The sequence below is a fragment of the Psychrobacter sp. AH5 genome (assembly GCF_040371085.1).
Taxonomy (GTDB): Bacteria; Pseudomonadota; Gammaproteobacteria; order Pseudomonadales; family Moraxellaceae; genus Psychrobacter.
On sequence record NZ_JAMBMT010000001.1, the window covers coordinates 2,466,319 to 2,487,553 of the forward strand.

Genomic DNA, 21,235 nt, shown 5'->3' on the forward strand with positions numbered 1-21,235 from the left:
TCTTTGTTCAATTAAACTAGATTATTTTCAACTTAATTTATCTACAATATACCGAATAAATGGCGGTGAAGGAGGGATTCGAACCCTCGATACGCTTACACGTATGGTTCCTTAGCAGGGAACTGGTTTCAGCCACTCACCCACTTCACCGAACAATACAAGACTTCTATAAGATAGAATACAGTATCGATGCTAGCGATACGTCTTATGCTGTGGGCGAGTATTATAACAAAGCCAAAACGAATTGCAAGCGTTGCGTGTGTTTTTGCTATAATTTAATTTTTGTTCTCATTAGTTTACTATAAAAACAACTCTAAGGAAGAGCTATGCGTCCCGTAGTATTGTGTTTTTCAGGATTAGACCCCTCTGGCGGAGCCGGTCTGCAAGCAGATATCGAAGCTATTGGTCAAGCAGGCGCTCACGCAGCTATTGCTTGTAGCGCTATTACTATTCAAAACTCGCAGCAAGTTTTTGGTTTTGAGCCTTGTAGCTCGCAGTTAGTAAGAGCGCAAGCGATGGCGGTGCTTGACGATCTGCCAGTAGCAGTGATCAAATCTGGTATGCTTGGCACGACCGATAATATAAAAATGCTTACTCATTTGTTTGCGAACAAAATAATTAAAAAAGGCACGCCTTTTGTGCTTGATCCGGTATTGGTCGCCAATAGTGGTGGTAGTTTAGGTGATGAGGCGACTTTAGTGGCGGCGTTTCAAAAGCTGCTACCTTATGCTACCTTGATTACGCCTAATACGCATGAGCTGCGGGCGTTGAGTGGCGAGCAGGATCTACATACTGGCGCACAAAAACTATGCGCTGAGGGCACTCATGCGGTGCTCGTCAAGACCTCTCATGACTTCGATAGCGGTGATATCGAGCAGTATCTGTATATTAAAGGCGCGATGGTGCATAAAAGTACGCTGCCACGTCTATCAGGCGAGTTTCATGGCTCTGGCTGCTCACTTGCTAGCCATATCGCTGGGCGCTTAGCGATGGGTGATGATTTGGTTGATGCGGTCATTGCGGCAGATAGTTGGATCACGCAAACCTTAATAGCGGCAGATAATCCACATCCTAATGAGGCTGAAGCTCAATTAATTCCAAATCGCTTTGTTAAAGCTTAGAATTTAAATAACAGTTTTAGGTAAAAAAAAGCTCTACAACCATTAATAACGAGTGTAGAGCTTTTTTATTAAGCTAGTTTTATTTACTCTTAGCCTAACCGAGCATTGGCATTAAGCTTGCTGCTACCGCATTAACCATTATCTCGATTAAATAGATAGCAAAGAAGGCGATAATTGGCGATAAATCAAGCATGCCCATATTGGGCGTAATGCGGCGAAACGGCGCTAGGATAGGCTCAGCAAGCTGCATAATGATACCAATGATAGGATGCTGAGACTGAGTAAAGACCACTATCCAGCTAACAATAATAGAGCCGATAATTAAGTAACGACTCAATCGTAAGAAGTCTAAAATCAGACTCAATGAACCCTGAAAAAATAACGGTATCGGTGCAATGCCTCTTTGCATCAGAGCCGCTTTACCGGAGATATCTATCAGACGAATCAAAAACATCAGCACTATCGCCGCAATACTGATGCGCCCTGCGCCTAAAGTCGGAAAAATACGCCCAAATACATCGACAATATGAGTCGCTCTATAGGCAGGAGCAATCATAGGATTGCGCGCATCCATCCCAGCAAACTGCAGCATAAAGCGGATAAATATCAGCAACATTGCAAAAGTGGTAACTAAATCAAAAATCTGTAATAGTACGTTGTTCATTAAAGGCTACTCAAAGTGTCGGTATAGAAATACTAAGGCGGTTTTATTTCATCTCTTCGCTAAGTGCTTGACTACGCTCATAACAAGCTTGCATCGCCTCGCCGATTTGATGCCCTACTTCATTGGCTTGCAAAGACTCTACCGCCGCTTGCGTGGTGCCATTCGGCGAGGTGACTTTACGGCGTAATTCGCTTGGTGCATCTTCACTATCCATCGCCATTTTTGCCGCGCCCATCACGGTTTGCATAGCAAGTGTTGAGGCTTGCTGTTTATCTAAGCCTTGAGCTACCGCTTTGTCAATCATCGACTCTAGAAAATAAAACACATAAGCGGGCGCTGAGCCTGAGACCGCAGTGACGGCATGCATCTGCTCTTCGTTCTCTACCCATGTGACTAGTCCTGAGGCCTCCATTGCTGCTGTAGCGAGCTGTTTTTGCTCCTCACTAATGCTGTCTGTAGCATACAGACCGGTCGCGCCCATCTGTATCATCGCAGGCGTATTTGGCATAGCACGAACGATATTTTGGTAGCCGCCAAGCATAGTAGCTAAGATATCTGTCGATAGTCCTGCCGCTACTGACATAACCAACTGCTTGTCCAATACATCGGTAAAGCCGCTAACCACGACTTTCATCACTTGCGGCTTGACCGCTAGCACTACTAAATCAGCGTCTTTTACCGCAGCTTTGGCATCAGCGGTTGGATCGACAGTATTCAATCCTTTCGCGTCCAATTGCTGACGAATATCCTCGCTTGGGTCAGCCACAGTGATACTTTCAGGCTTGACGCCGCAGCCAAGCAATCCGCTGATTAACGCTTGCGCCATATTACCGCCGCCAATAAAGCTGATTTTTTTATTATTTAAGACGTCGTTTTTTTCTGATTTATGGTTCTTATCTGACATCATAAGCTCCTAATGATATGTATTAATAGTCTGGGTTTGGCTAAAATAATTAAAAGTATTCAAGATGATAGCTCTAAAATGAGCTCTAGTTTAGCATACTGCTATTATTACCGTTTGATAAATTCATGAGCCGGCTTTTGACCTATGAGTTGACTAATTTTTTAGCGTTATCCGTTAGATTTAGAACTAATGTTAGTCTTATCACCTAATTGTAAGCGGTTAGTCATCACTTGCAGCAAAGCCTGTTGCGCCATCGATACAGCTGTATCAGAGCTTGTTAAGGTCCAGCACTCAAACGGGGATAACAGCAGTAGCGGCGTGTCCTTTTGTAGCGTTTCAGCCTTTATATCATTTATATCATTCTCAATCGCGCTGACGACTACTAAGCTGTCTCGTAACCAAACGGCTATGCCCAAAGTTTGATAAAGCTTTTTTCCCACTTGCGGATGACCCATCGTAGTCGTTTGTATCTTCTGCTGCCGAGTGAGCGGGGTGATTTTTAGGCGGATCGGAGGCTGCTTGTTGCTAAGTGCTAGAGGTTTATCCGCATCACTGTTCGTAAAGTCAATTGCTAACTGCCAGCGATAGCCCTTATTAGTAATAGCGCGAAGAGTAATAGCGCGAGTCTTTGATAAAAGATAGCTTTGTTCAATAATAGGTAACGTAAGCCAATTGATAAACTCATGGCTAAGACGATACAGCTGCTGCCGGTAGCGAGTGATACTATAGTGCTGATAACTTGCAAACCAGTTGAGCTCAGTTTGATGGTCATTATTTCGGCGCTCAGTGAGCGCATATATATCATCTATGAGCTGCTTTGAGGGCGGTAGCGGTTCATGCTGCGTGAGCCAATAATGCAGTAATTGCTTACGCCGAGCAATGGATAAGCTTTGTAATTTATCGATGTCTAAAACCCGCTGAGCAGTAGAAAAATTAAGCGCTGTTATCGTCGTCACTTGCAAATCTTGCTTGGCCTGCGCCTCTACTATTGCTTGCGCCTCACTAAGCAGCTGCGCGCTACGAGCGATATTTTCGATGACATTGGGATTATAGTTTGCCAATATTGGCAGGACGTCACGGCGCAAACCGCTACGCACATTATCACCACTATCGTTAGTAGGATCATCGATATACGGCAGTGCTAAACGCTGCGCATACTGACTGATGGCGGCGCGAGTCACCGTCAGCCAAGGACGCCATAACACATAATGATGACTTTGATATTGGCCTTGCTGGGTTTGCTCACGCCAAGGCTGCATGGCAGCAAGCCCCTTTACCCCTGCCCCTTGAATAAGGCGCATCAGCACCGTTTCCGCTTGATCATCGGCATGATGCGCCAGTAGCAACACGTCGCCTTGATTGATATGTGCGCGCATCACCTGATAGCGAGCCTGCCTTGCCGCTTGCTCATCCTCGCCTTGGACTTGCGCCTTTAGGACAGTACAAGAGAGCTGCTGAGCTACTGCCCACTCCACCACGTGCTTGGCCCAAACGGAGCTATTGGCCTGCAAGCCGTGATCGACATGCAGTAGCTGCGGTAAAAACGGCAATTGACCTTGTTTATAGAGCTGCACGCAAAGCGCTGCTAATGCCAAGGAGTCACGGCCCCCACTACAGGCCAGCCAAATCCGCCGCCCACGCAGCTGCTGATGATAGTCGTCCAAACTAGTCAATAGCGCTGCCGCTAGCTCTTTATCCACTGGCAGATCGGCTATAGGCTGAATAGGATAAGGCTGGATGGCGCTAGAAGTCCTAAGGGTCATGGTCTTATTAAAAGCCTGTATTTGATAATAAAATCTAGTCACAAAAAAACGCGCTAGCTAGTAGCACGTTTTATTTTAACATTAAGTCGATGGCTTAAGGGCGCCGCTCTATCTGCAAGCCGGTTTAATAAAAAGCTAGCAAGGCAACATCACCTCAGAGTTAAAAGTTTTTAGCTTCTCATAGCGCTGCTCACAACGCTGATCAGCATCCATATCGACAATTTGGGCTAATTGCTCAGTTAATAGCTCTTTTAAAGCATTCATCACAGGCATTGGCTGCAAATGAGCGCCTTCACCTTCATCAATCACCGCATCAATCAAACCCATTTGATGCAAATTAAGCGCATTTAATTTTAACGCTTCACTAGCATCTTGCGCTTTTTCCGCAGTCTTCCAAAGGATAGAAGCACAGCCTTCAGGAGAGATAACCGAATAAATACTATTTTGTAGCATATTTACCTTGTCGCCAACACCGATAGCTAAAGCGCCACCTGAACCGCCTTCACCGATGATAGTGACGATAACAGGCACTTTTAGGCTAGAGAATACCGCAATACTCTCAGCAATAGCTTGCGCTTGACCACGCTCTTCTGCACCAATACCTGGATAAGCACCTTGAGTATCGACGAAAGTCATCACCGGAATATTGAAGCGCTCAGCCATCTTAACTAACCGAATAATTTTGCGGTAGCCCTCAGGGTTTGCCATACCAAAATTGTGTGCGATGCGTTCACGGGTGCTGCGACCTCGGTGTTGACCGACGACCATAACAGGCTCGCCATTAAAGCGCGCTAAGCCGCCCAAAATGGCTTTATCATCGGCAAAAGCGCGATCGCCATGCAACTCATCAAACTCTGTGAACATCTGATTCACATAATCCATAAATAATGGACGTTTTGGGTGTCTTGCCAGCTGTACGCTATCCCAAACGGTACTCATAGACATATCCTTTTCTATTGTTTTGTCGCCGCTAACGGCTTAAAAGTAGGCATTAAAACTAGCTATCAAATTAAATATTTAACTAGGCCATTAAAACATCTAAATCGAAAGTACAGTTGTAAACTCAATAAAAACCATAGTAGCACATCTTTACGGCTATGGCATCGCTGACAAGCGCGCTTTTTTGCAATGATTAAAGGAGGATAAGCAGGAGCAAATTTTAATAAAAAACAATTTATAAAGCTTATACCTCAATCACCGTAAGCTTTATGCCCCATTTAGCAAATTGCTCGATATCGGCATACAGATCTGAGTATAAAAAAGCATAGTGTTTTTTATCGGTACTGACGGTAATTTTCCAGTGGTTAGTCTCGATAATATCTAGCTTCATAAGCGGCAGATCGTACTCACTACGGCTATGATGCGCCGATACGGCCAGTCTTAGCAGCAAGCACAAATAAACCAGCTGATCGCCACCAAGCAGACAGACTTTTTCGAGTACGTCACTTTTTAGCTTACGTCGATGGCTAAGCATCAATTGCGCCATACGTTTTTGATCGACCTGCGAAAACCCTGGAATATCTGAATTCTCTAGCAGATAAGCACTATGGCGATGATAATTGCTATGCGCAATTGCCAGACCAATCTCATGCAAATAAGCGGCTCGTCTCAAGACATCGCCATCATCATTAGTGAGCTGTAAGTCGTCTTGCACTTGCCTAAATAAATGACGGCTGGTTCTGACCACTTGCCGGGCCTGTTTTTTATCCACCGAATAGCGTTTGATAAGTGCCAATACGCTACGATCACGCACATCTTCACTAGCAAAACGCCCAAGCATATCGTACATCACGCCTTCACGTAGCGCGCCATCAGAATACGCTAACGTCTCTATCCCTAATACTTTCATTGAGGCGCGTAGTACGGCGACTCCTGCTGGAAATACCGCCTTTCGGTGCTCTTTGACGCCTTCTAGCTCGATATCATTGACATCCCCAATAGAGATTAAAAGTTTTTCTAACTTTTTTACCCCTTTATAAGTAATACACTCTTGCTCATCGGCCCAGCCTTTGGACACTAGAACATTACGCACCGCTTTTATAGTGCCGCTAGAGCCAATGACACTGGTCCAGCCAGCTTTTTGGTACTGACCGCTGATAGCTAGTACTTCTTTACGAGCGGCAGCGATGGCGCTACTAAAAGCTTCATTGGTGACTTGGCCGTCAGCAAAGAACTTTTTGGTAAAAGCCACACAGCCCATCTGTAAGCTTTCTGTCAATAACGGCTCAAAGCCTTCTCCGATAATAAACTCCGTTGAGCCGCCACCGATATCTATCACCAAGCGCTTATCGCTACTGGCATTAGTGTGTGAGACACCTAAATGAATCAAACGCGCCTCTTCACGTCCAGCGATAATCTCAATCGGTCTGGGCAAGATCTCATTGGCTCTAGCAATAAAATCATCGGCGTTTTTGGCTTGGCGTAAGGCGTTAGTAGCAACCACACGTACGCGTTCTGGTGGCACCGAATCAAGCCGTGCGACAAAACGGCTTAGGCAATCAAGCCCTCGACGCGCCGCTGCCGCACTAAGGATATTATGCTCATCCAAACCTGCCGCTAATTGTACCTTTTCGGACATAGAGACCACTTTACGCACTTCACCATGATCAAGGCGAGCAATCGCTAAATGAAAACTATTAGAGCCAATATCAATCGCCGCTATCAGCTCATCTTCAGCAAGCGGTGGATTTTCAAGATAGTTAGTGAGCATAAAAGGCAGTTACCATAAGTGTGGGTTAAAAATCTGAGTTAAGCGCTAATATAAGTTAGCATAAAAGCGATTATCTAATACTATTTATAAAAAGCTTTATCAATAAATGCGCCTATTAAAACATTAATGCCAAATCCTAGCAAACAAACTAAAAACTTATTGAAAACTTGTGCGAAACTAATTTTCTATGACCGCTTAGTGCTTGTATTATCAATAGCCGTTTGCTACATTTAAAACCAGCAACTTAGTATAAATAACAAGGACTTAACGACCACTCACTGACTTTTATCCACTATTGATTTAAGTCATAAAATAATTTTTAGCAAAGGAAGCTACCATGACTCAAGAGACCAAAACCCCTTATAACGACACCGCTCAAGCGACTTCTAAAAGCGCTAAAAACACTATGGTAAAAACCGATAAAGGGGCGGAGCAAAAGTTTTATGACTTTTATCTACAAGAGCACCAAAATATGGCTTGTCGTCGCTTGCACTTTGCCGGTAGCAGCTTTGGCTTATTGGGTTTAGCAAAATCTATCAAGACGCGCTCGCCTAAACCACTACTTAAAGGTATCGCGGCAGGTTATGGCTGCGCTTGGGTGGGACATTTTTTCTTTGAAAAAAATAAACCGGCAACTTTTAAATATCCGCTACAAAGCTTCGTTGGCGATTTACGTATGTATACCGATGTACTACGCGGTAATTTAAGTTTAAGAGATGCTAAGTTTGATAAGCGCGCAAAATGATTGTGGCTAGCCTATTAGCTTAAAAGTGAAAAAGCCAATATCGTGATAGATATTGGCTTTTTTTGATTTAAAGCGAGAGGTTCACTTATACTATTTATTTATGCCTTTGCCATCTCAGCAAAGATCTCTTCCGCCGCTTGCACTGATTTATCCAAATCATCGCTGCTATGCTTAATCGACATAAAGCCTGCCTCATAAGCAGAAGGAGCTAGATAAATACCGCGCTCCAACATACCGTGAAAGAAAGTATTGAATTTATCCATATCACAAGCGGTGACCTCATCAAAATCTTTTGGCGTAGCAGTATCGCTATCTTTGACAAAGAACATGCCAAACATACCGCCAAGTTTATTGGTACGCAGGTGGATACCATATTTATCAGCGGCGGCTTGAATACCGTCGACTAGATGATCGACTTTAGCGGCTAAATCATCATAAAAGCCATCTACGGTTAAATCTTCAAACATGGCGATACCTGCGCGCATCGCTAGCGGATTGCCTGATAACGTACCGGCTTGATAGACGCCGCCCATCGGTGCGATACACTCCATAATCTCACGCTTGCCACCAAAAGCACCAACGGGTAAACCTGCGCCAATGATTTTGCCAAAGCAAGTTAGATCAGGCTCAATACCGAAATGCGCTTGCGCGCCGCCGAGGCCAACACGAAAACCAGTCATCACTTCATCATAGATCAGTACCGCGCCATGTGCAGTACACTGTTCACGCAGCGTATCGTGAAAAGCTTGATCAGGGATGACCATATTCATATTACCCGCGATGGGTTCTACGATAATACAGGCAATAGTCTCGCCCCACTTTTCAAAACAGTCTTTAATTGCTTGTGGGTCATTATAAGGCAAAGTAATGGTGTGCTTAGCAAAGTCCGCTGGCACGCCTTTTGAGGTCGGCTCGCCGATATCAAGCATGCCAGAACCCGCCTTGACTAATAAGCTATCCGAGTGCCCATGATAGCAGCCTTCGAATTTGACAATATTGTCACGACCCGTAAAGCCGCGCGCCAAACGGATGGCGCTCATCGTCGCCTCAGTGCCTGAGCTGGTCATGCGTATCATCTCTACACTTGGCACGATGTCGCAAATCTTATCAGCAACCGTGGTCTCAAACGGGGTGGGTGTACCAAAGCTCAAACCATCTTCGGCCGCTTTTTTTACCGCATCGATAACCTTGGGATGGGCATGACCCAAAATCATTGGCCCCCATGAGCCAATATAATCGATGTAAGCATTGTCTTCGGTGTCATAAATCTTGCTGCCAGAAGCTTTATGCATAAACACCGGCGTACCACCCACACCAGCAAAAGCACGGACTGGCGAGTTGACGCCGCCGGGAATATGTTTACGGGCTTGAGCGAAGAGTTGTTGGTTTTTAGTACTCATATGGATAATCCTAGTTTATTTGTTTTTGATAATTATTAATAAAACATTAGCTTTGCTTAGTCAGTACGTTTGGTATTATAGTAAGTTTAATAATAGACAATAATCGATAATTAATAAAGGAATAGCTACTATGATTATCAAAGCTCAAGACACCACTACCGAAGCGTTAGCATCTAGCAATCAGACTGAGACTGAAGCTTCCAACCAAGCTGCTATCGCTATGAAAAACGAAGAAGCGATTAACATTATTGAAAGGCTAATCGATGGTATAAACCCGCTCTCTGATGAACCCTTAGACCCTAACCATTTATGCTTAGAAAGTGATATTCAAAGAGCACTGCAAACCACTATTCCAGCTCTACAAGCCAAAATAAAAGCCGATGAGCGTCGAGCCAAACTACCTGCTAACGCTGGCGCGGCATGGACTGAGGCCGAAGACCAACAGTTAGCCGAGAGTTTTGATAGTGGCGATACTGTCGCTATGCTGATTGAAAAGCATCAACGTACTCGCGGCTCAATCCATTCTAGACTGCTTAAACTTGGTAAAATTACCGCCTAAATAGCCTTAGTATTAGTGGATTTAGTATTAAGCTTTTTTGACCACAGATGATTTGAGCTTCATTTGTCCAAAACCATCGACCTTGCAATCGATATCGTGTCCATCGACCGGATCATCAAGGAGGCGAATGCTTTTGACTTTGGTGCCAACTTTGATAGAGGTCGATGAGCCTTTAACTTTCAAATCGCGGATAACCGTTACCGCATCACCATCTTGTAGCTCATTGCCAACGGCGTCACGTACGATATTATCCTCTTGCGCTTGAGCCTCGGCGGCGTCCGCTTCTGCAGCCGTCCATTCATTGGCGCACATTGGACATACTAATAACGCGCCATCTTCATAAGTATAGTCAGCATCACATTTTGGGCAATTGGGTAAGCTCATAATTATCTCATTAGTTTTAATAAACAGGGCCTGTCAGCATTCAAACAATTATCTGAATTATTGTCTAATTTATCAGATAGCTTTATAAGCTCTCATTGTAGCGTAAGTCGTCAACTTTGACCAATTGAAGCGCTTACTGCTTCATCTTGAAAATTGCCCATAATACCCAATGTAAAAGTTAACAATGGGGTTTTTTCTGTAGCTGTTTTTTATGCTAATCTTCTTAAGCTTATACTTATAAGATTCACTCCCTAACACTTATTGCCTAAAAATTATAATTTATAATAGGACGACTCATGAGTAATTCTGCTAATTTATCCGATCACAATCAGCTTCCTCAATTTATACAGTTAACTATTGCAGGTGAAGATGCTGAAAAATTCTTGCAAGGTCAGATCACCGTTGATGTCACTAAGCTAGGCCTTAGCTTTCAGGCGACTGCCCTAAGCAACCTAAAAGGCCGTATTGAATTTGGCATTTGGATAAAAAAACAAGCCGAAAAGCACTATGATGTGGTGATCAGTAGCGATTGCGCAGCAGCCTTTAAGGCTCATCTAAATAAATTTGGCGCTTTTTCAAAGTTTGAAACCAGCGAGCCTACGCCTATCTATCCTTGCGTCTTAGCGAATGAGCCGACTTTTAGTCATAAGCAAGAGCATAATAGTGCTGAGGATACAAAAGCTTGGATGCAGCGCAGTATCGCAAGTGGTAATTATTGGATAGTAGCGGCGACCCAAGGTGAGTTTCAACCACAAGAGCTACGTCTGCATCAGCGCGGTGGTATGGACTATGATAAAGGCTGTTATTTGGGTCAAGAAGTCATCGCTCGTATTTATTTTAAAGCGGCACCAAAAGCCTTTTTGCACTATGTAAAAGGCTCTGGAGACACGCCAGCAGCTGGTGAAAAATTGGGCAAAATACAGATAGTCAATGCTATAGCCAACGAGGACGGCTTTGAGGCGCTAGTGGTTGCCCGTCCAGAACAGCTAGCAGAGAGTGATTTGACTATTTTGGATTTACCAAAAGCTTTGCAAGCAGACGTCGCACGCCCGCACTAGCTTGATACTGTTGTTGATAAATCATAGCGTTAATAAAATATAGCCTTTTAGAGACTTTTATTTATGACTCATATTGCGGTACTCGGAGCAGGGGTAGTGGGCGTAACCACTGCTTGGTATTTGCGTAAAGCAGGCTACAAAGTCACTGTGATTGAACGTGAAGCTGCCGCCGCTATGCAAACCTCTTTTGCCAATGGCGGACAGATCTCAGTATCGCATGCTACCCCTTGGGCCAATCCTAAAGCGCCGCTCAAAGCCCTAAAGTGGCTGTTTCGTGAGGACGCGCCGCTCTTGTATCGCTTGCGCGCGGATAAGGCACAGCTTAAGTGGGCGATGCAGTTCTTAAAGGAATGCCGTGCCGATCGCGCGGATGATAATCTAATACAGATGGTGCGCTTAGGGCTTTATTCACGCGCCACTTTACAGCAGCTGCGACGAAGTACTGATATACAGTACGAGCAGCAAACTCGCGGTATCATGCACTTTTATACCAATCAAGCCGAGTTTGATGCCGCTGTTGCGCCGACTGAGCGTATGCAGGAGCTAGGCTGCGAGCGACATTTTATCGATATCGATACAGCGGCAAGCTTAGAGCCCGCTTTATATCCTATTGCTCATAAGCTTAAAGGCGCAACTTTTACTAGCCGTGATGAGTCCGGTAACGCTCATCTATTTACCCAGCGTCTAGCCACTCTTTGTCAGCAGGCAGGGGTGCATTTTAGCTACAATACTGAGATTTTGGCTTTGAACACTGACGCTCACTCCAACCATCCTCATGTCCATAGTATTACCATCCGTCCTAGCGGTGAAAACGCGCAGACCTTTAGTGCTGATAGCTTCGTTGTGGCTTTGGGCTGCTACAGTGCTTTGCTAGTTAAGCCGCTAGGTATTGATTTGCCTATCTTTCCAGCTAAGGGCTATTCGGCTACCTATCGCGTCAACCCTAGAGCGCCGCATTTAGCGCCTTTTATTAGCCTCATCGATGATGAATATAAGCTAGTGATGTCTCGTCTCGGTGATAAATTACGGGTTGCTGGGACCGCAGAATTTAACGGCTATAATATGGATCTTAATCTGACTCGCTGTAAAGCGATTACCGAGCGCGTACAGCAAATATTCCCAAAAGGTATCATTGCTAATTCAGCCGAATACTGGACAGGCTTGCGTCCTATGACGCCCTCCAATGTACCGCTCATTGGTCGCGCGCATTTGGGTCAAGTGCGCCATGGCAGTCACAATACTGAGGTAACTTTTGATAACTTATGGCTCAATACTGGTCATGGTACCCTTGGCTGGACTCACGCTTGTGGCTCAGCCAAAGCGATTAGCCTACTTATGCAAAACGAGACACCGCCGGTGAAGTTTGATTTTGTTGGTATTAATTAGCCTAGCTAAAAAAGACGCTTACCTTAAATAAGCGTCTTTTCTGATTTGTGTAAAGTAAAGATTTATAGAGCCTAAATAATCAAGCGACTACCCTATCCTCAACGGCATTTATCTCGGTACTTTCTGCTTCAGACTCAACAGCCTGCAAGCTCACTGGTACCCCATTGACTGCAGCGTTACCGCTCAGCTTATCTATTAGCGTATCGTCGGTTAAATCATTAACGCTGACGCCAGCATGAGCTTGAGCGATTTTTTGCTTAACGCCACTGCGACCGTGACCGAAACCATGCGGAATACTGACCACCCCTGGCATCAACTCGTCAGTGACTTCGGCAGTGATAGTGACTTCGCCCACTCTTGAGGTCACTTTAACCAGTTGGCCATCTACAATATTATGGGCTTTTGCAGTATCAGGATGCAGCATCAAAGTACAACGCGGCTTGCCCTTAACTAAGCGATAACTGTTATGTAGCCAAGAATTGTTACTACGCACATGGCGACGCCCTATCAGTAAAATTTGGCTATCATCATAGTGCGCTACCATTTTTGCTACGCGCTCTAGATCGGCCTGATAAAAGTCAACGTGCAGATGAATCTGCTTATCTTTATGCTTAATGCCCTTTGGCAGCATTGGTTTTAAGGGTCCTAAATCCAAACCATGCGGGTTATTTTTTACTTTTTTGAGCGACATGTTGGCATAAGGCCCACGTTTTAATCCTTGATCAAGCACGAATTTTGGTCCTAAGTTTTTGATTAACTGACGCTCTATTTTGGTCGCTATGGGCGCTTTTTTATCCAAACGCTTTGCTAGCTCTAAGTAGATCTGCCAATCGTGTTTAGCCTCTTTAGGCTTCTCAAACAGTACCGGCGAGTATTTAGCGACATTATGCACCGCAAAGCCATTAAAGGTAATATCATAATGATCGCGCTCAAGTGGCGAGACTGGTGGCAGGATAATATTGGCGTGCCGACTAGTTTCAGTGACGTAATAATCGATAGAGAACATAAAATCTAACTGGGCAAAAGCTTTATCTAACTTCTCCCCATTGGGCGTACTAAGTACTGGATTACCGGCAACGGTGATAAAGCCCTTTAGCTGACCCTCTCCCTCTACTAGCATCTCATCCGCCATAGCCACTACTGGATAATCACCATTAAAATCAGGCAAATGACTGACGCGGCTATGACGCTTACCTAAGTAGCCAGGACCGCTATTATTGACCAAATCCACCGCAGGATTGGGGAACATCAAGCCGCCGACTTCATCTAAGCGTCCAGCGACGATATTGATAATCATCACTAAGTACTGACTAAGTAAACCAAACTCCTGCACTGAGACGCCCATACGGCTATAACAAACCGAGCTCTCAGCTTCACAAAACTCTTTGACCAAACGCTTAATCTCCGGCGCTGCAATGCCAGTAATAGCAGCGACCGACTCAGCGCTATAGTCTTTGGCAAATTCAGCGATACGCTCAATCTCTGGCGCTAAATCAGCCGCTCTATTATTAGCTCGTGCGCGTTTGGCATAGCCTTGCAGATAGATTTCATTGAGCATCGCAAGCATTAATAACACATCGGTTGCTGGACGTATAAAGTGATGCTCGCTTGCGATATCGGCGGTCTCTGTACGCCTTGGATCGATGACCACCACTTTGCCATCGCGAGCTTTGATATCTTTGAGCTTTTGACGCATATTAGGCGCGGTCATGATACTACCGTTCGACGCCAACGGATTACCACCGATAATCATCATATATTGAGTACGGTTGACATCTGGCACCGGAATACGCAGCATATGACCGAATAAATGCATACTGATAATGTGATGGGGCAATTGATCGATGGAAGTGGCGGAAAAACGGCTACGGGTCTTGACGGTAGTTAATAGATGCTTGATAGTCAGCATACCGCCCAAATTATGCACGTTAGGATTACCTAAATAGATACCGATGGCGTTTTGACCATGCTTTTTTTGGATAGACTGAATTCCTTGAGCGACTTTATCTAACGCTTCACTCCAGCTTATTTTTCTCCAACCATCACGAGTACGCTCAATAGGCTGACGTAAGCGATCCGGGTCTTCATGTAAGTCTTGCAGCGCAGTCGCTTTTGGGCAAATATAACCTTGCGAAAAGGGATCGTCTTTATCGCCTTTGATAGATAGTACCTTCTCGCCATCATGCTTGATGACGATACCACACATGGCTTCGCATAAGTTACAAGTTCTAAATTGGGTTTTTTCTGTTGTCATAGCTGCTCCCTCATAGTATTTTTATATCCTTATACCCTCTACCTTACTCCAAATCCTTAGCTTTTCGTATAGAAAAAATGACTCAAGATATCTATAATCGCTTCAAAAACATAACTGAGTATTTAACTAAATATGTAACTGAAAATATAACTTATCATGTAACTTGGAAGATAACTGAAAAAGAAGTCTTGCTACTGAATAAAATTTTTCGGTTTTGCCAAAAAGGCATCCTATTAAACGTTAATTAAAGTGACAAACTGTCTTATAAATAACACAACTAAGCCCTTAGCTACATAGTTTTATTCTTAACTATAATTAAGTAACACTATAAACACTGATAATACAGACAACCTGATTGGATATTTATGTATTAATGATTATCAATTGAGAGATGAGCTGAATCGTAGGTTTTGACCTAAAAGTTTTTAACTTACTCCTATAAACTCATTAACCGATTGATTGTTAACTACTAATAATTTTAAGCCGTAAAGGTTTTATTGCATGTCATAATTAAAATAAGGAATACCACAATGAATGAACATACTCTAAAAGGCGAATGGAATCAGATGAAAGGCTCTGTAAAGCAAAAATGGGGCGAACTAACAGATGATGATCTTTCTCAAATCGAAGGTAATCGTGATAAGTTAGTAGGCCGAGTACAAGAGCGTTATGGCCATTCTAAAGAAGATGCTGAGCGCGCTGTAGATGATTGGCGCCGCGAAAATAACTATTAATAAATAGTTTTTATAATAGTAAATAACTCTAAAAAACCTATATTGGCTACTGGCTAATATGGGTTTTTATTAAATAAACATCGATTAAAAACTGTTTTGAACACGGACTTTGATTTATTAATTAGCAGAGACTACAAAGCAGATATTATGAGGCAAATACTATAAAACCGCATAACACTTAATGTTATGCGGTTTTATGGTTAACTATCCTTATTATCTATCACTATTCATTCAACTGCATCCTTACAGTACCTCGAATAGGTGATAGCAGAGCATCCTGCTCCGTATACAACGGTTACTGGTATTAGCTACCACCAACACGGGTCATGTGTCCGTACTCCAATAATTATCGTCATCCTGACTTTAATTACTAAAATATCATCCTTAATTTGGTCAACTCAATCCTTGAGTCACATTCCCTAATGCCGTGTGACTATAATGCCTAAATGTAATTGGATTGTTAAGAGGCGTTAGCGTCATTGCTTGTAAGCATATGCTTACATGGCTTATAACTTAACTAGGATGATAGCTTGCAAAGTCTTAAGCTACAAAGACCGCAGAGCGAAATTATCAATACTCTATTTATAAATATACTAGTTTTATCGAAGTATAAGCACTACTAAGAGCCATAAGTTAATAAGGTTCTAGTCACTAAAGTCATGTACCTCTTACGCAAATAGTGGCTTTGATTACAACTTAATAACTGGCAAGACATCTATTATCAAGTTTTTAATTTTAGGATAGCTTGTAAGAAAATGTTTCAATGCTAGTTGTACCTAATCATTAGTTCTACCTAACCATTAGTTTCATCTAGCAAGCTTAAAGCTAAAACATTAACAAGCGACTTTGTGAGTTATATACGGTTATCTAAACTATATTTAGATGCTGATTTTTTATTAGGAGTTATATCATGACGGCCTCATCCTCTTTTATGCTAAAAAAAGCTGTGTCAGCAGGACTCATAATGACATTATTAGGCAGTACTATCGGTTGTACGGTCGCCAGCTCAGGCTATAACAATCAGCCGATATACCGCGGTGATGGAGGCTATAATACAGTCAATTATAACCTTGCCAAGCAGCAGCTACGTCAAGACCTGCGCCGTCAAGGATACCAAGTAATGGATATCAGAGCTGATAACTACCGTGGTAATCGAGTACTCAAAGCTTATGCCAAAAAAGGCAACCAGGCTTATGAGTTTATTTATTCTTATCCCAATCTAAAGCTGCTAAATTCTAGTAAAAAACAATGGGCGGAAGTCGGCCATGACAAAGGCTATAACAATGGCAAATATAACCATAATAAGCGCTATGATAATGATGATATCGAGGATAGAATCAAAAAAGACAGCCGTTATCCTGCTATAAAACAGCGCGCTATAAGAAAGGTCACCGCTATGGGCTACCGCGTCAAAGATATCGAGCTTGACGAAAAAAACAATCGCGGGGTGTTTGAGATTGAGGCCAAAAAAGGCTCGCAAGAGTATGAGATTTTACTGAGCTATCCAAACCTCAGTGTTATCAAAATTGAGAAAGATTAAAGCGTGGGATGTCACAACAGGGCTGGATTTATAATAAGAGATTAATCTATGAGTGCAAAATCATTATTGAAAACGGCTGCTACTAGTAGCGTTGTTATCGCTTTATCAGCCGTTAGCGTCGGCTGCGTTAATACTTCTGGCTACAATGCCTACGGAGAGATATACGAGGATATCTATAAAGATACCGACTTGTATAAAAAGCATAAGAAGACTATAGAAACCATCGATAAAGATATTTATCGCCCTGCCATAGAGCAGACAGCGGCTAATAAAGTGAGCAATATGGGCTACTACGTTAAAGAAGTTAAATACAAAAAAGGTGATCGTATCATAAAAGTCAAGGCTGAGCGCGGCGGTGAGGACTATCAGATTGAGCTTAGCTATCCTAGTTATAATGTGCTAAAAATCAAAGAGGATTAGCGGTTATTGAGTCGCTGCTGCAGCCGCTGCAATAAAAGTGAATTTATTTTAGAGCCAAAGCTTGCCATAGTAATAGTAGCTTTGGCTTTTTTATTTACTGCATCTAGGGTTATTTATCATAAAATGCTAATACCTTGATGACATCATAAGCTGGCGTCTCATAAGGATGCGCTTGTCTCAAAGCCGCCATGACCGCTTCGATTACCGACTCCTCTACTATCATCTCCACTCGCCACTCATTAACCTTTTCTAGCTTATTTTGCTCCCCTATATGCGGAGTGCTACCCGATAACGGTATGAATTGACCAGTACCTTGCACTTGCCAGCAGCACTGCTGATAATTACCGATAGTGCCCGCGCCTGCTTTGAAGAGCGCGGCTTTGACTGCTTCAACAGCTTCATCAGGAATAAATACCGTTAGCTTATACATATAACCCTCTACTTTAAGTCATCTACTTTAGCTGGTCTATTTTTTTGATAAAGACGGATGGTCGGTCCACACATAGCGCAGTAGCCAGTCTCTGGCGGCGCCAGCATAATCAATACCGATACGCGGGCGCACAGAAACAGGCGGCTGACAGCCATCGTCTTCAAACCATACCTCTGACTCTGGAGCGATAACTTTGCTGTATAACTTACGATCTATTTGTAGACGCTTAGTGAGCTTACCTGGGCCTGCGAGTTGTTTGATGTGACTGAGCTGTTTATTCGAACTTAAAGACTGCTCATCAACTAGTCGATCGCTATCGTCACTCAAAAAACCGGCCCGTATCAATACCGACTCTGGCGACTCAGCACTACCACTGACTAGATTTAGCATATGATGGACGCCATAAGTGAGGTAAACATAAAACACTCCGCCCTCAGCAGACATAATATCTGCTTGAGCTTTGCTCTTGGTCAAATGAGCAGCGACAGAGTCATCTTTATAGCCGATATAAGCTTCCGTCTCTGAGACACGCATGCGCAAAACTTTAGTAGTGCCATCGCTATCTATTAGCTTACGACACAGCACTTTGCCAATTAAGTCGGCTGCAACCACGCAAGTAGGTCGTGCGAACCATGAGGGAGTAAGGACTGTGAGTGTATTAAAACCTTTGGGCATAGTAATCTCTATAGCATTTAGATTTATCATAAACCACAATGACTAGCGCCACAAATACAAAAACAGTGGCCACAAAAAAAGCCTTCGTTAGGCTGCAATTATGAAGTAAGCTTGACTAGGTATTTTAGATTATGTCGATAGCTTACTGACAAAAATAGCGGTTAGGATAAAGATAAGAACACAGGTCGCTATCGCATATTTTATGAAGGTATTATCACTCATAACTTCTCCCTCTCATTGTGCAAAGTTGCTCAAGACTAATTATTTAATATCAGTTGTTTAATACCCGTAGCTTAATATCAATTATTTGATAGATGTCATACAGTAGAATTTACTGATAAGAGAGTATTTAAGTTGCAATTAAATTCTTATTAGTGAATATACTAGGGCGTGTCTTCAATTCATCTTACAATGAACGATAGTACACGCCAGATAAAGCATTGACTTAAAATTACGCGCTAACTTCTCATAGCGAGTGGCGATACTACGAAAGTGTTTAAGCCTTGCAAACATATTTTCAACAAGATGACGCAGTTTGTACAAATAGCTATCAAACTCTGGATTAGGCTGTTTGGCATTCTTCCTTTTAGGAACGACAGGTATCATATTATGGCTGCGAGCTTTGTCTCTGATACACTCTGAGTCATAGCCTTTATCAGCGATAAAGTAATCAGCTTGCCCAATCATCTCAATCAATTCACCTGCAATTTGACTGTCGTGGACGTCACCCCCAGTGATTTTAAAATTGAGCGGATATCCATCGGCATCACAGGATAGGTCTATCTTTGTAGTTGCTCCGCCACGGCTTTGTCCAATTGCTCGCTCTTCACCAAGCCGAGCTCCACTTGCATGCTGATGACAGCGAACATAGCTTCCGTCTGTGAATACCCATTCCGTATCAACTTCTGCTCAAAGGCTAAAAAAAAATCCGCCCATAAGCCAGTTTTCGACCAGCGGTTGAAACGACTATAGGCTGTTTTCCACGAACATAATTCTTCAGGTATGTCACGCCAAGGCGCCCCTGTGCGTAGTTTCCACAGTATGGCTTCCATGATCTCTCGGCTGTTTTGAGTTTGATAGCAGCCGTACTTTATCATCGTCGATTGCAATTGATCCCAAAGCGTATCTGTTAATGCTTTTCTTGCCATAACTTGTATTTTTCTCGCATCGACTCAATAGATGCGGTATTGTAACTATTATTTAGGGCTTATCCAATTGAAGACACGCCCTAATAAAATAGCGTCTTGTAAATAAATGTTACAATTTAAAAGAAGACGTTTTATAGATTAGATTTATTCATAAAAAAACTGAGCCATAAGCTCAGTTTTCAAAGTTCAAGTCAAAAAATCGATCTAATAATCTAAAGGGACACCAATACGCTTAGCGACTTCTTCATAGCCTTCAATAACGTCCCCTAAAGACTGACGGAAACGGTCTTTATCGAGCTTTTTCTTGGTTTTTTTGTCCCAAATACGGCAACCATCTGGAGAGAATTCATCTCCTAAGATAATGCGATCATGAAAAACCCCAAACTCAAGCTTGAAGTCGATCAGCATTAAATCGCCTTCATCAAAGAGTTTAGTTAGCACTTCATTGACTTTATAAGTCAGCTCTTTCATTTTAGCTAATTGCGCCTCAGTCGCCCAGCCAAGCGAGATCGTTAGCGAATCATTGATTAGCGGATCGCCTAGAGCATCATCTTTATAAAATAGCTCATAAGTTGGCGGATTGAGCGCTTGACCCTCTTCTAAGCCTAAACGGCGCACCAGGCTGCCAGCAGCAAAGTTACGAACGACGCACTCTACCGGAATCATCTCTAAGCGCTTGACCAAGACTTCATCATCAGATAGCTGCTTTTCAAAATGGGTCTCAATACCTGCTTCATCTAGCTTTTGCATAATAAAAGCGTTAAAGCGGTTATTGACCACGCCTTTACGCGCTAACTGCTCAATACGCTTGCCATCTAAAGCTGAGGTGTCATCACGGAAATGCAAAATCAGTAGATCATTATCTTCAGTCTCGTAGACTGACTTGGCTTTACCTTTATATAAAAGTTGTTGTTTTTGCATGAGAAAAGTCCTGTTCTTTCAAACTTGCTTGCTGCCTATCAATTAGCACTATCAAAAACTATCAATAGACATCATACTAAAATGAGGAGTGAATGATTATTTAGTAGGCGCGGTGATTGCTACGGCTCGTTCAGGTTTGGGCAATTTATACTGCTTACCTGATTCGTTCTCTAGATCGAGAGTGTTTATACCCACATTTGGCGTGGGATATAAGGGTACGAATGGCGCGGTTTGCGCGTCAACTGGCAGTTGTAGTGGAGCCAGCTTTTGGCTTTGCTGATAATCCAAACTGCCATTGTCGCGTTTGCCGACTACCTCTTTTATCGATTGGCAACCGCTCAGGGCTAAGGTAGTGCCCAAAATGATTGCCAGCGTCGCCGGAAACATATTAGGGATGGTTAATGATGTTTTCATCCTAT

At 43.2% G+C, this 21,235-nt stretch carries 21 protein-coding genes and 1 tRNA gene; 8 read left to right on the forward strand and 14 right to left on the reverse strand.

The window, feature by feature from the left end; translation table 11 throughout:
- Positions 1-60: 60 nt before the first annotated feature.
- A tRNA-Ser gene (locus M0N77_RS10450) sits at positions 61-150 on the reverse strand.
- 176 nt (positions 151-326) lie between these two features.
- Here M0N77_RS10450 and M0N77_RS10455 point away from each other — a divergent pair.
- The gene (locus M0N77_RS10455) at positions 327-1,121 is read left to right on the forward strand and encodes a hydroxymethylpyrimidine/phosphomethylpyrimidine kinase (RefSeq protein WP_353105122.1); all 795 of its coding nucleotides are present in this window, start codon (positions 327-329) and stop codon (positions 1,119-1,121) included.
- Positions 1,122-1,215: 94 nt separating this feature from the next.
- Here the strand turns inward: M0N77_RS10455 and M0N77_RS10460 are convergent, their stop codons facing one another.
- The 5 genes from M0N77_RS10460 to ppx all read right to left on the reverse strand — a co-directional run bounded on the left by M0N77_RS10460 (position 1,216) and on the right by ppx (position 7,162).
- Positions 1,216-1,785 (reverse strand): YggT family protein, encoded by a 570-nt coding sequence (locus M0N77_RS10460; RefSeq protein ID WP_353105123.1) that lies wholly within the window; start codon positions 1,783-1,785, stop codon positions 1,216-1,218.
- A 43-nt stretch (positions 1,786-1,828) separates the two neighbouring features.
- The gene (proC, locus tag M0N77_RS10465; RefSeq protein WP_353105124.1) at positions 1,829-2,689 is read right to left on the reverse strand and encodes a pyrroline-5-carboxylate reductase; all 861 of its coding nucleotides are present in this window, start codon (positions 2,687-2,689) and stop codon (positions 1,829-1,831) included.
- Positions 2,690-2,856: 167 nt separating this feature from the next.
- Positions 2,857-4,494: a tRNA lysidine(34) synthetase TilS gene (gene tilS / locus M0N77_RS10470; protein ID WP_353105125.1), complete on the reverse strand. Its 1,638-nt coding sequence runs from the start codon at positions 4,492-4,494 to the stop codon at positions 2,857-2,859.
- Positions 4,495-4,587: 93 nt separating this feature from the next.
- Positions 4,588-5,391: an acetyl-CoA carboxylase carboxyltransferase subunit alpha gene (locus M0N77_RS10475; RefSeq protein WP_353105126.1), complete on the reverse strand. Its 804-nt coding sequence runs from the start codon at positions 5,389-5,391 to the stop codon at positions 4,588-4,590.
- A 244-nt stretch (positions 5,392-5,635) separates the two neighbouring features.
- Positions 5,636-7,162, reverse strand: coding sequence for an exopolyphosphatase (gene ppx, locus M0N77_RS10480; protein ID WP_353105127.1), 1,527 nt, complete (start codon positions 7,160-7,162; stop codon positions 5,636-5,638).
- Positions 7,163-7,568: 406 nt separating this feature from the next.
- Between ppx and M0N77_RS10485 the strand changes: the two genes are divergently transcribed.
- The gene (locus tag M0N77_RS10485; protein ID WP_353105628.1) at positions 7,569-7,907 is read left to right on the forward strand and encodes a DUF962 domain-containing protein; all 339 of its coding nucleotides are present in this window, start codon (positions 7,569-7,571) and stop codon (positions 7,905-7,907) included.
- A 98-nt stretch (positions 7,908-8,005) separates the two neighbouring features.
- Here M0N77_RS10485 and hemL read toward each other — a convergent pair whose 3' ends face one another.
- Complete coding sequence (gene hemL / locus M0N77_RS10490; RefSeq protein WP_353105128.1) at positions 8,006-9,307, reverse strand: glutamate-1-semialdehyde 2,1-aminomutase; 1,302 nt, start codon at positions 9,305-9,307, stop codon at positions 8,006-8,008.
- A gap of 130 nt (positions 9,308-9,437) precedes the next feature.
- On the opposite strand from hemL, the gene M0N77_RS10495 reads away from it, so the two are divergent.
- Positions 9,438-9,866, forward strand: coding sequence for a hypothetical protein (locus M0N77_RS10495; protein WP_353105129.1), 429 nt, complete (start codon positions 9,438-9,440; stop codon positions 9,864-9,866).
- A gap of 27 nt (positions 9,867-9,893) precedes the next feature.
- Here the strand turns inward: M0N77_RS10495 and M0N77_RS10500 are convergent, their stop codons facing one another.
- Positions 9,894-10,250, reverse strand: a complete 357-nt coding sequence (locus tag M0N77_RS10500; protein WP_353105130.1) for a zinc ribbon domain-containing protein YjdM — start codon at positions 10,248-10,250, stop codon at positions 9,894-9,896.
- A 296-nt stretch (positions 10,251-10,546) separates the two neighbouring features.
- Here M0N77_RS10500 and M0N77_RS10505 point away from each other — a divergent pair, with 296 nt between their 5' ends.
- Together M0N77_RS10505 and M0N77_RS10510 are read left to right on the forward strand one after the other, a co-directional pair.
- A complete protein-coding gene (locus M0N77_RS10505; RefSeq protein ID WP_353105131.1) occupies positions 10,547-11,308 on the forward strand; it encodes a folate-binding Fe/S cluster repair protein in 762 nt (253 codons plus the stop codon).
- Between the two features lie 63 nt (positions 11,309-11,371).
- Complete coding sequence (locus M0N77_RS10510; protein WP_353105132.1) at positions 11,372-12,694, forward strand: D-amino acid dehydrogenase; 1,323 nt, start codon at positions 11,372-11,374, stop codon at positions 12,692-12,694.
- A gap of 79 nt (positions 12,695-12,773) precedes the next feature.
- Here the strand turns inward: M0N77_RS10510 and M0N77_RS10515 are convergent, their stop codons facing one another.
- Positions 12,774-14,948: a molybdopterin oxidoreductase family protein gene (locus tag M0N77_RS10515; RefSeq protein WP_353105133.1), complete on the reverse strand. Its 2,175-nt coding sequence runs from the start codon at positions 14,946-14,948 to the stop codon at positions 12,774-12,776.
- A gap of 530 nt (positions 14,949-15,478) precedes the next feature.
- On the opposite strand from M0N77_RS10515, the gene M0N77_RS10520 reads away from it, so the two are divergent.
- The 3 genes from M0N77_RS10520 (at position 15,479) to M0N77_RS10530 (ending at position 17,642) form a co-directional block, all read left to right on the forward strand.
- On the forward strand, positions 15,479-15,682 hold the full coding sequence (locus M0N77_RS10520; RefSeq protein WP_353105134.1) for a CsbD family protein: 204 nt from the start codon (positions 15,479-15,481) through the stop codon (positions 15,680-15,682).
- 910 nt (positions 15,683-16,592) lie between these two features.
- Positions 16,593-17,222, forward strand: coding sequence for a hypothetical protein (locus M0N77_RS10525; RefSeq protein ID WP_353105135.1), 630 nt, complete (start codon positions 16,593-16,595; stop codon positions 17,220-17,222).
- Between the two features lie 48 nt (positions 17,223-17,270).
- The gene (locus tag M0N77_RS10530; protein ID WP_353105136.1) at positions 17,271-17,642 is read left to right on the forward strand and encodes a hypothetical protein; all 372 of its coding nucleotides are present in this window, start codon (positions 17,271-17,273) and stop codon (positions 17,640-17,642) included.
- Between the two features lie 109 nt (positions 17,643-17,751).
- On the opposite strand, the gene M0N77_RS10535 is transcribed toward M0N77_RS10530, so the two are convergent.
- The 5 genes from M0N77_RS10535 to M0N77_RS10555 all read right to left on the reverse strand — a co-directional run bounded on the left by M0N77_RS10535 (position 17,752) and on the right by M0N77_RS10555 (position 21,230).
- On the reverse strand, positions 17,752-18,072 hold the full coding sequence (locus tag M0N77_RS10535) for an NGG1p interacting factor NIF3 (protein ID WP_353105137.1): 321 nt from the start codon (positions 18,070-18,072) through the stop codon (positions 17,752-17,754).
- Between the two features lie 36 nt (positions 18,073-18,108).
- Entirely contained in the window at positions 18,109-18,777 is a 669-nt protein-coding gene (locus M0N77_RS10540) for a DNA-3-methyladenine glycosylase (protein WP_353105138.1), read from the reverse strand.
- A gap of 366 nt (positions 18,778-19,143) precedes the next feature.
- Positions 19,144-19,895, reverse strand: a protein-coding gene (locus tag M0N77_RS10545) for an IS5 family transposase (protein WP_371834201.1) whose coding sequence is annotated in 2 segments (ribosomal slippage) — positions 19,144-19,655 and positions 19,655-19,895 — 753 coding nt in all. Because the reading frame shifts where the segments join, the coding sequence is not laid out codon by codon here.
- 204 nt (positions 19,896-20,099) lie between these two features.
- Positions 20,100-20,816 (reverse strand): phosphoribosylaminoimidazolesuccinocarboxamide synthase, encoded by a 717-nt coding sequence (gene purC / locus M0N77_RS10550; RefSeq protein WP_353105139.1) that lies wholly within the window; start codon positions 20,814-20,816, stop codon positions 20,100-20,102.
- A 96-nt stretch (positions 20,817-20,912) separates the two neighbouring features.
- Positions 20,913-21,230 carry a hypothetical protein gene (locus M0N77_RS10555; RefSeq protein ID WP_353105140.1) on the reverse strand — a complete coding sequence of 106 codons (318 nt, stop codon included), beginning with the start codon at positions 21,228-21,230 and terminating at the stop codon, positions 20,913-20,915.
- Positions 21,231-21,235: the final 5 nt, after the last annotated feature.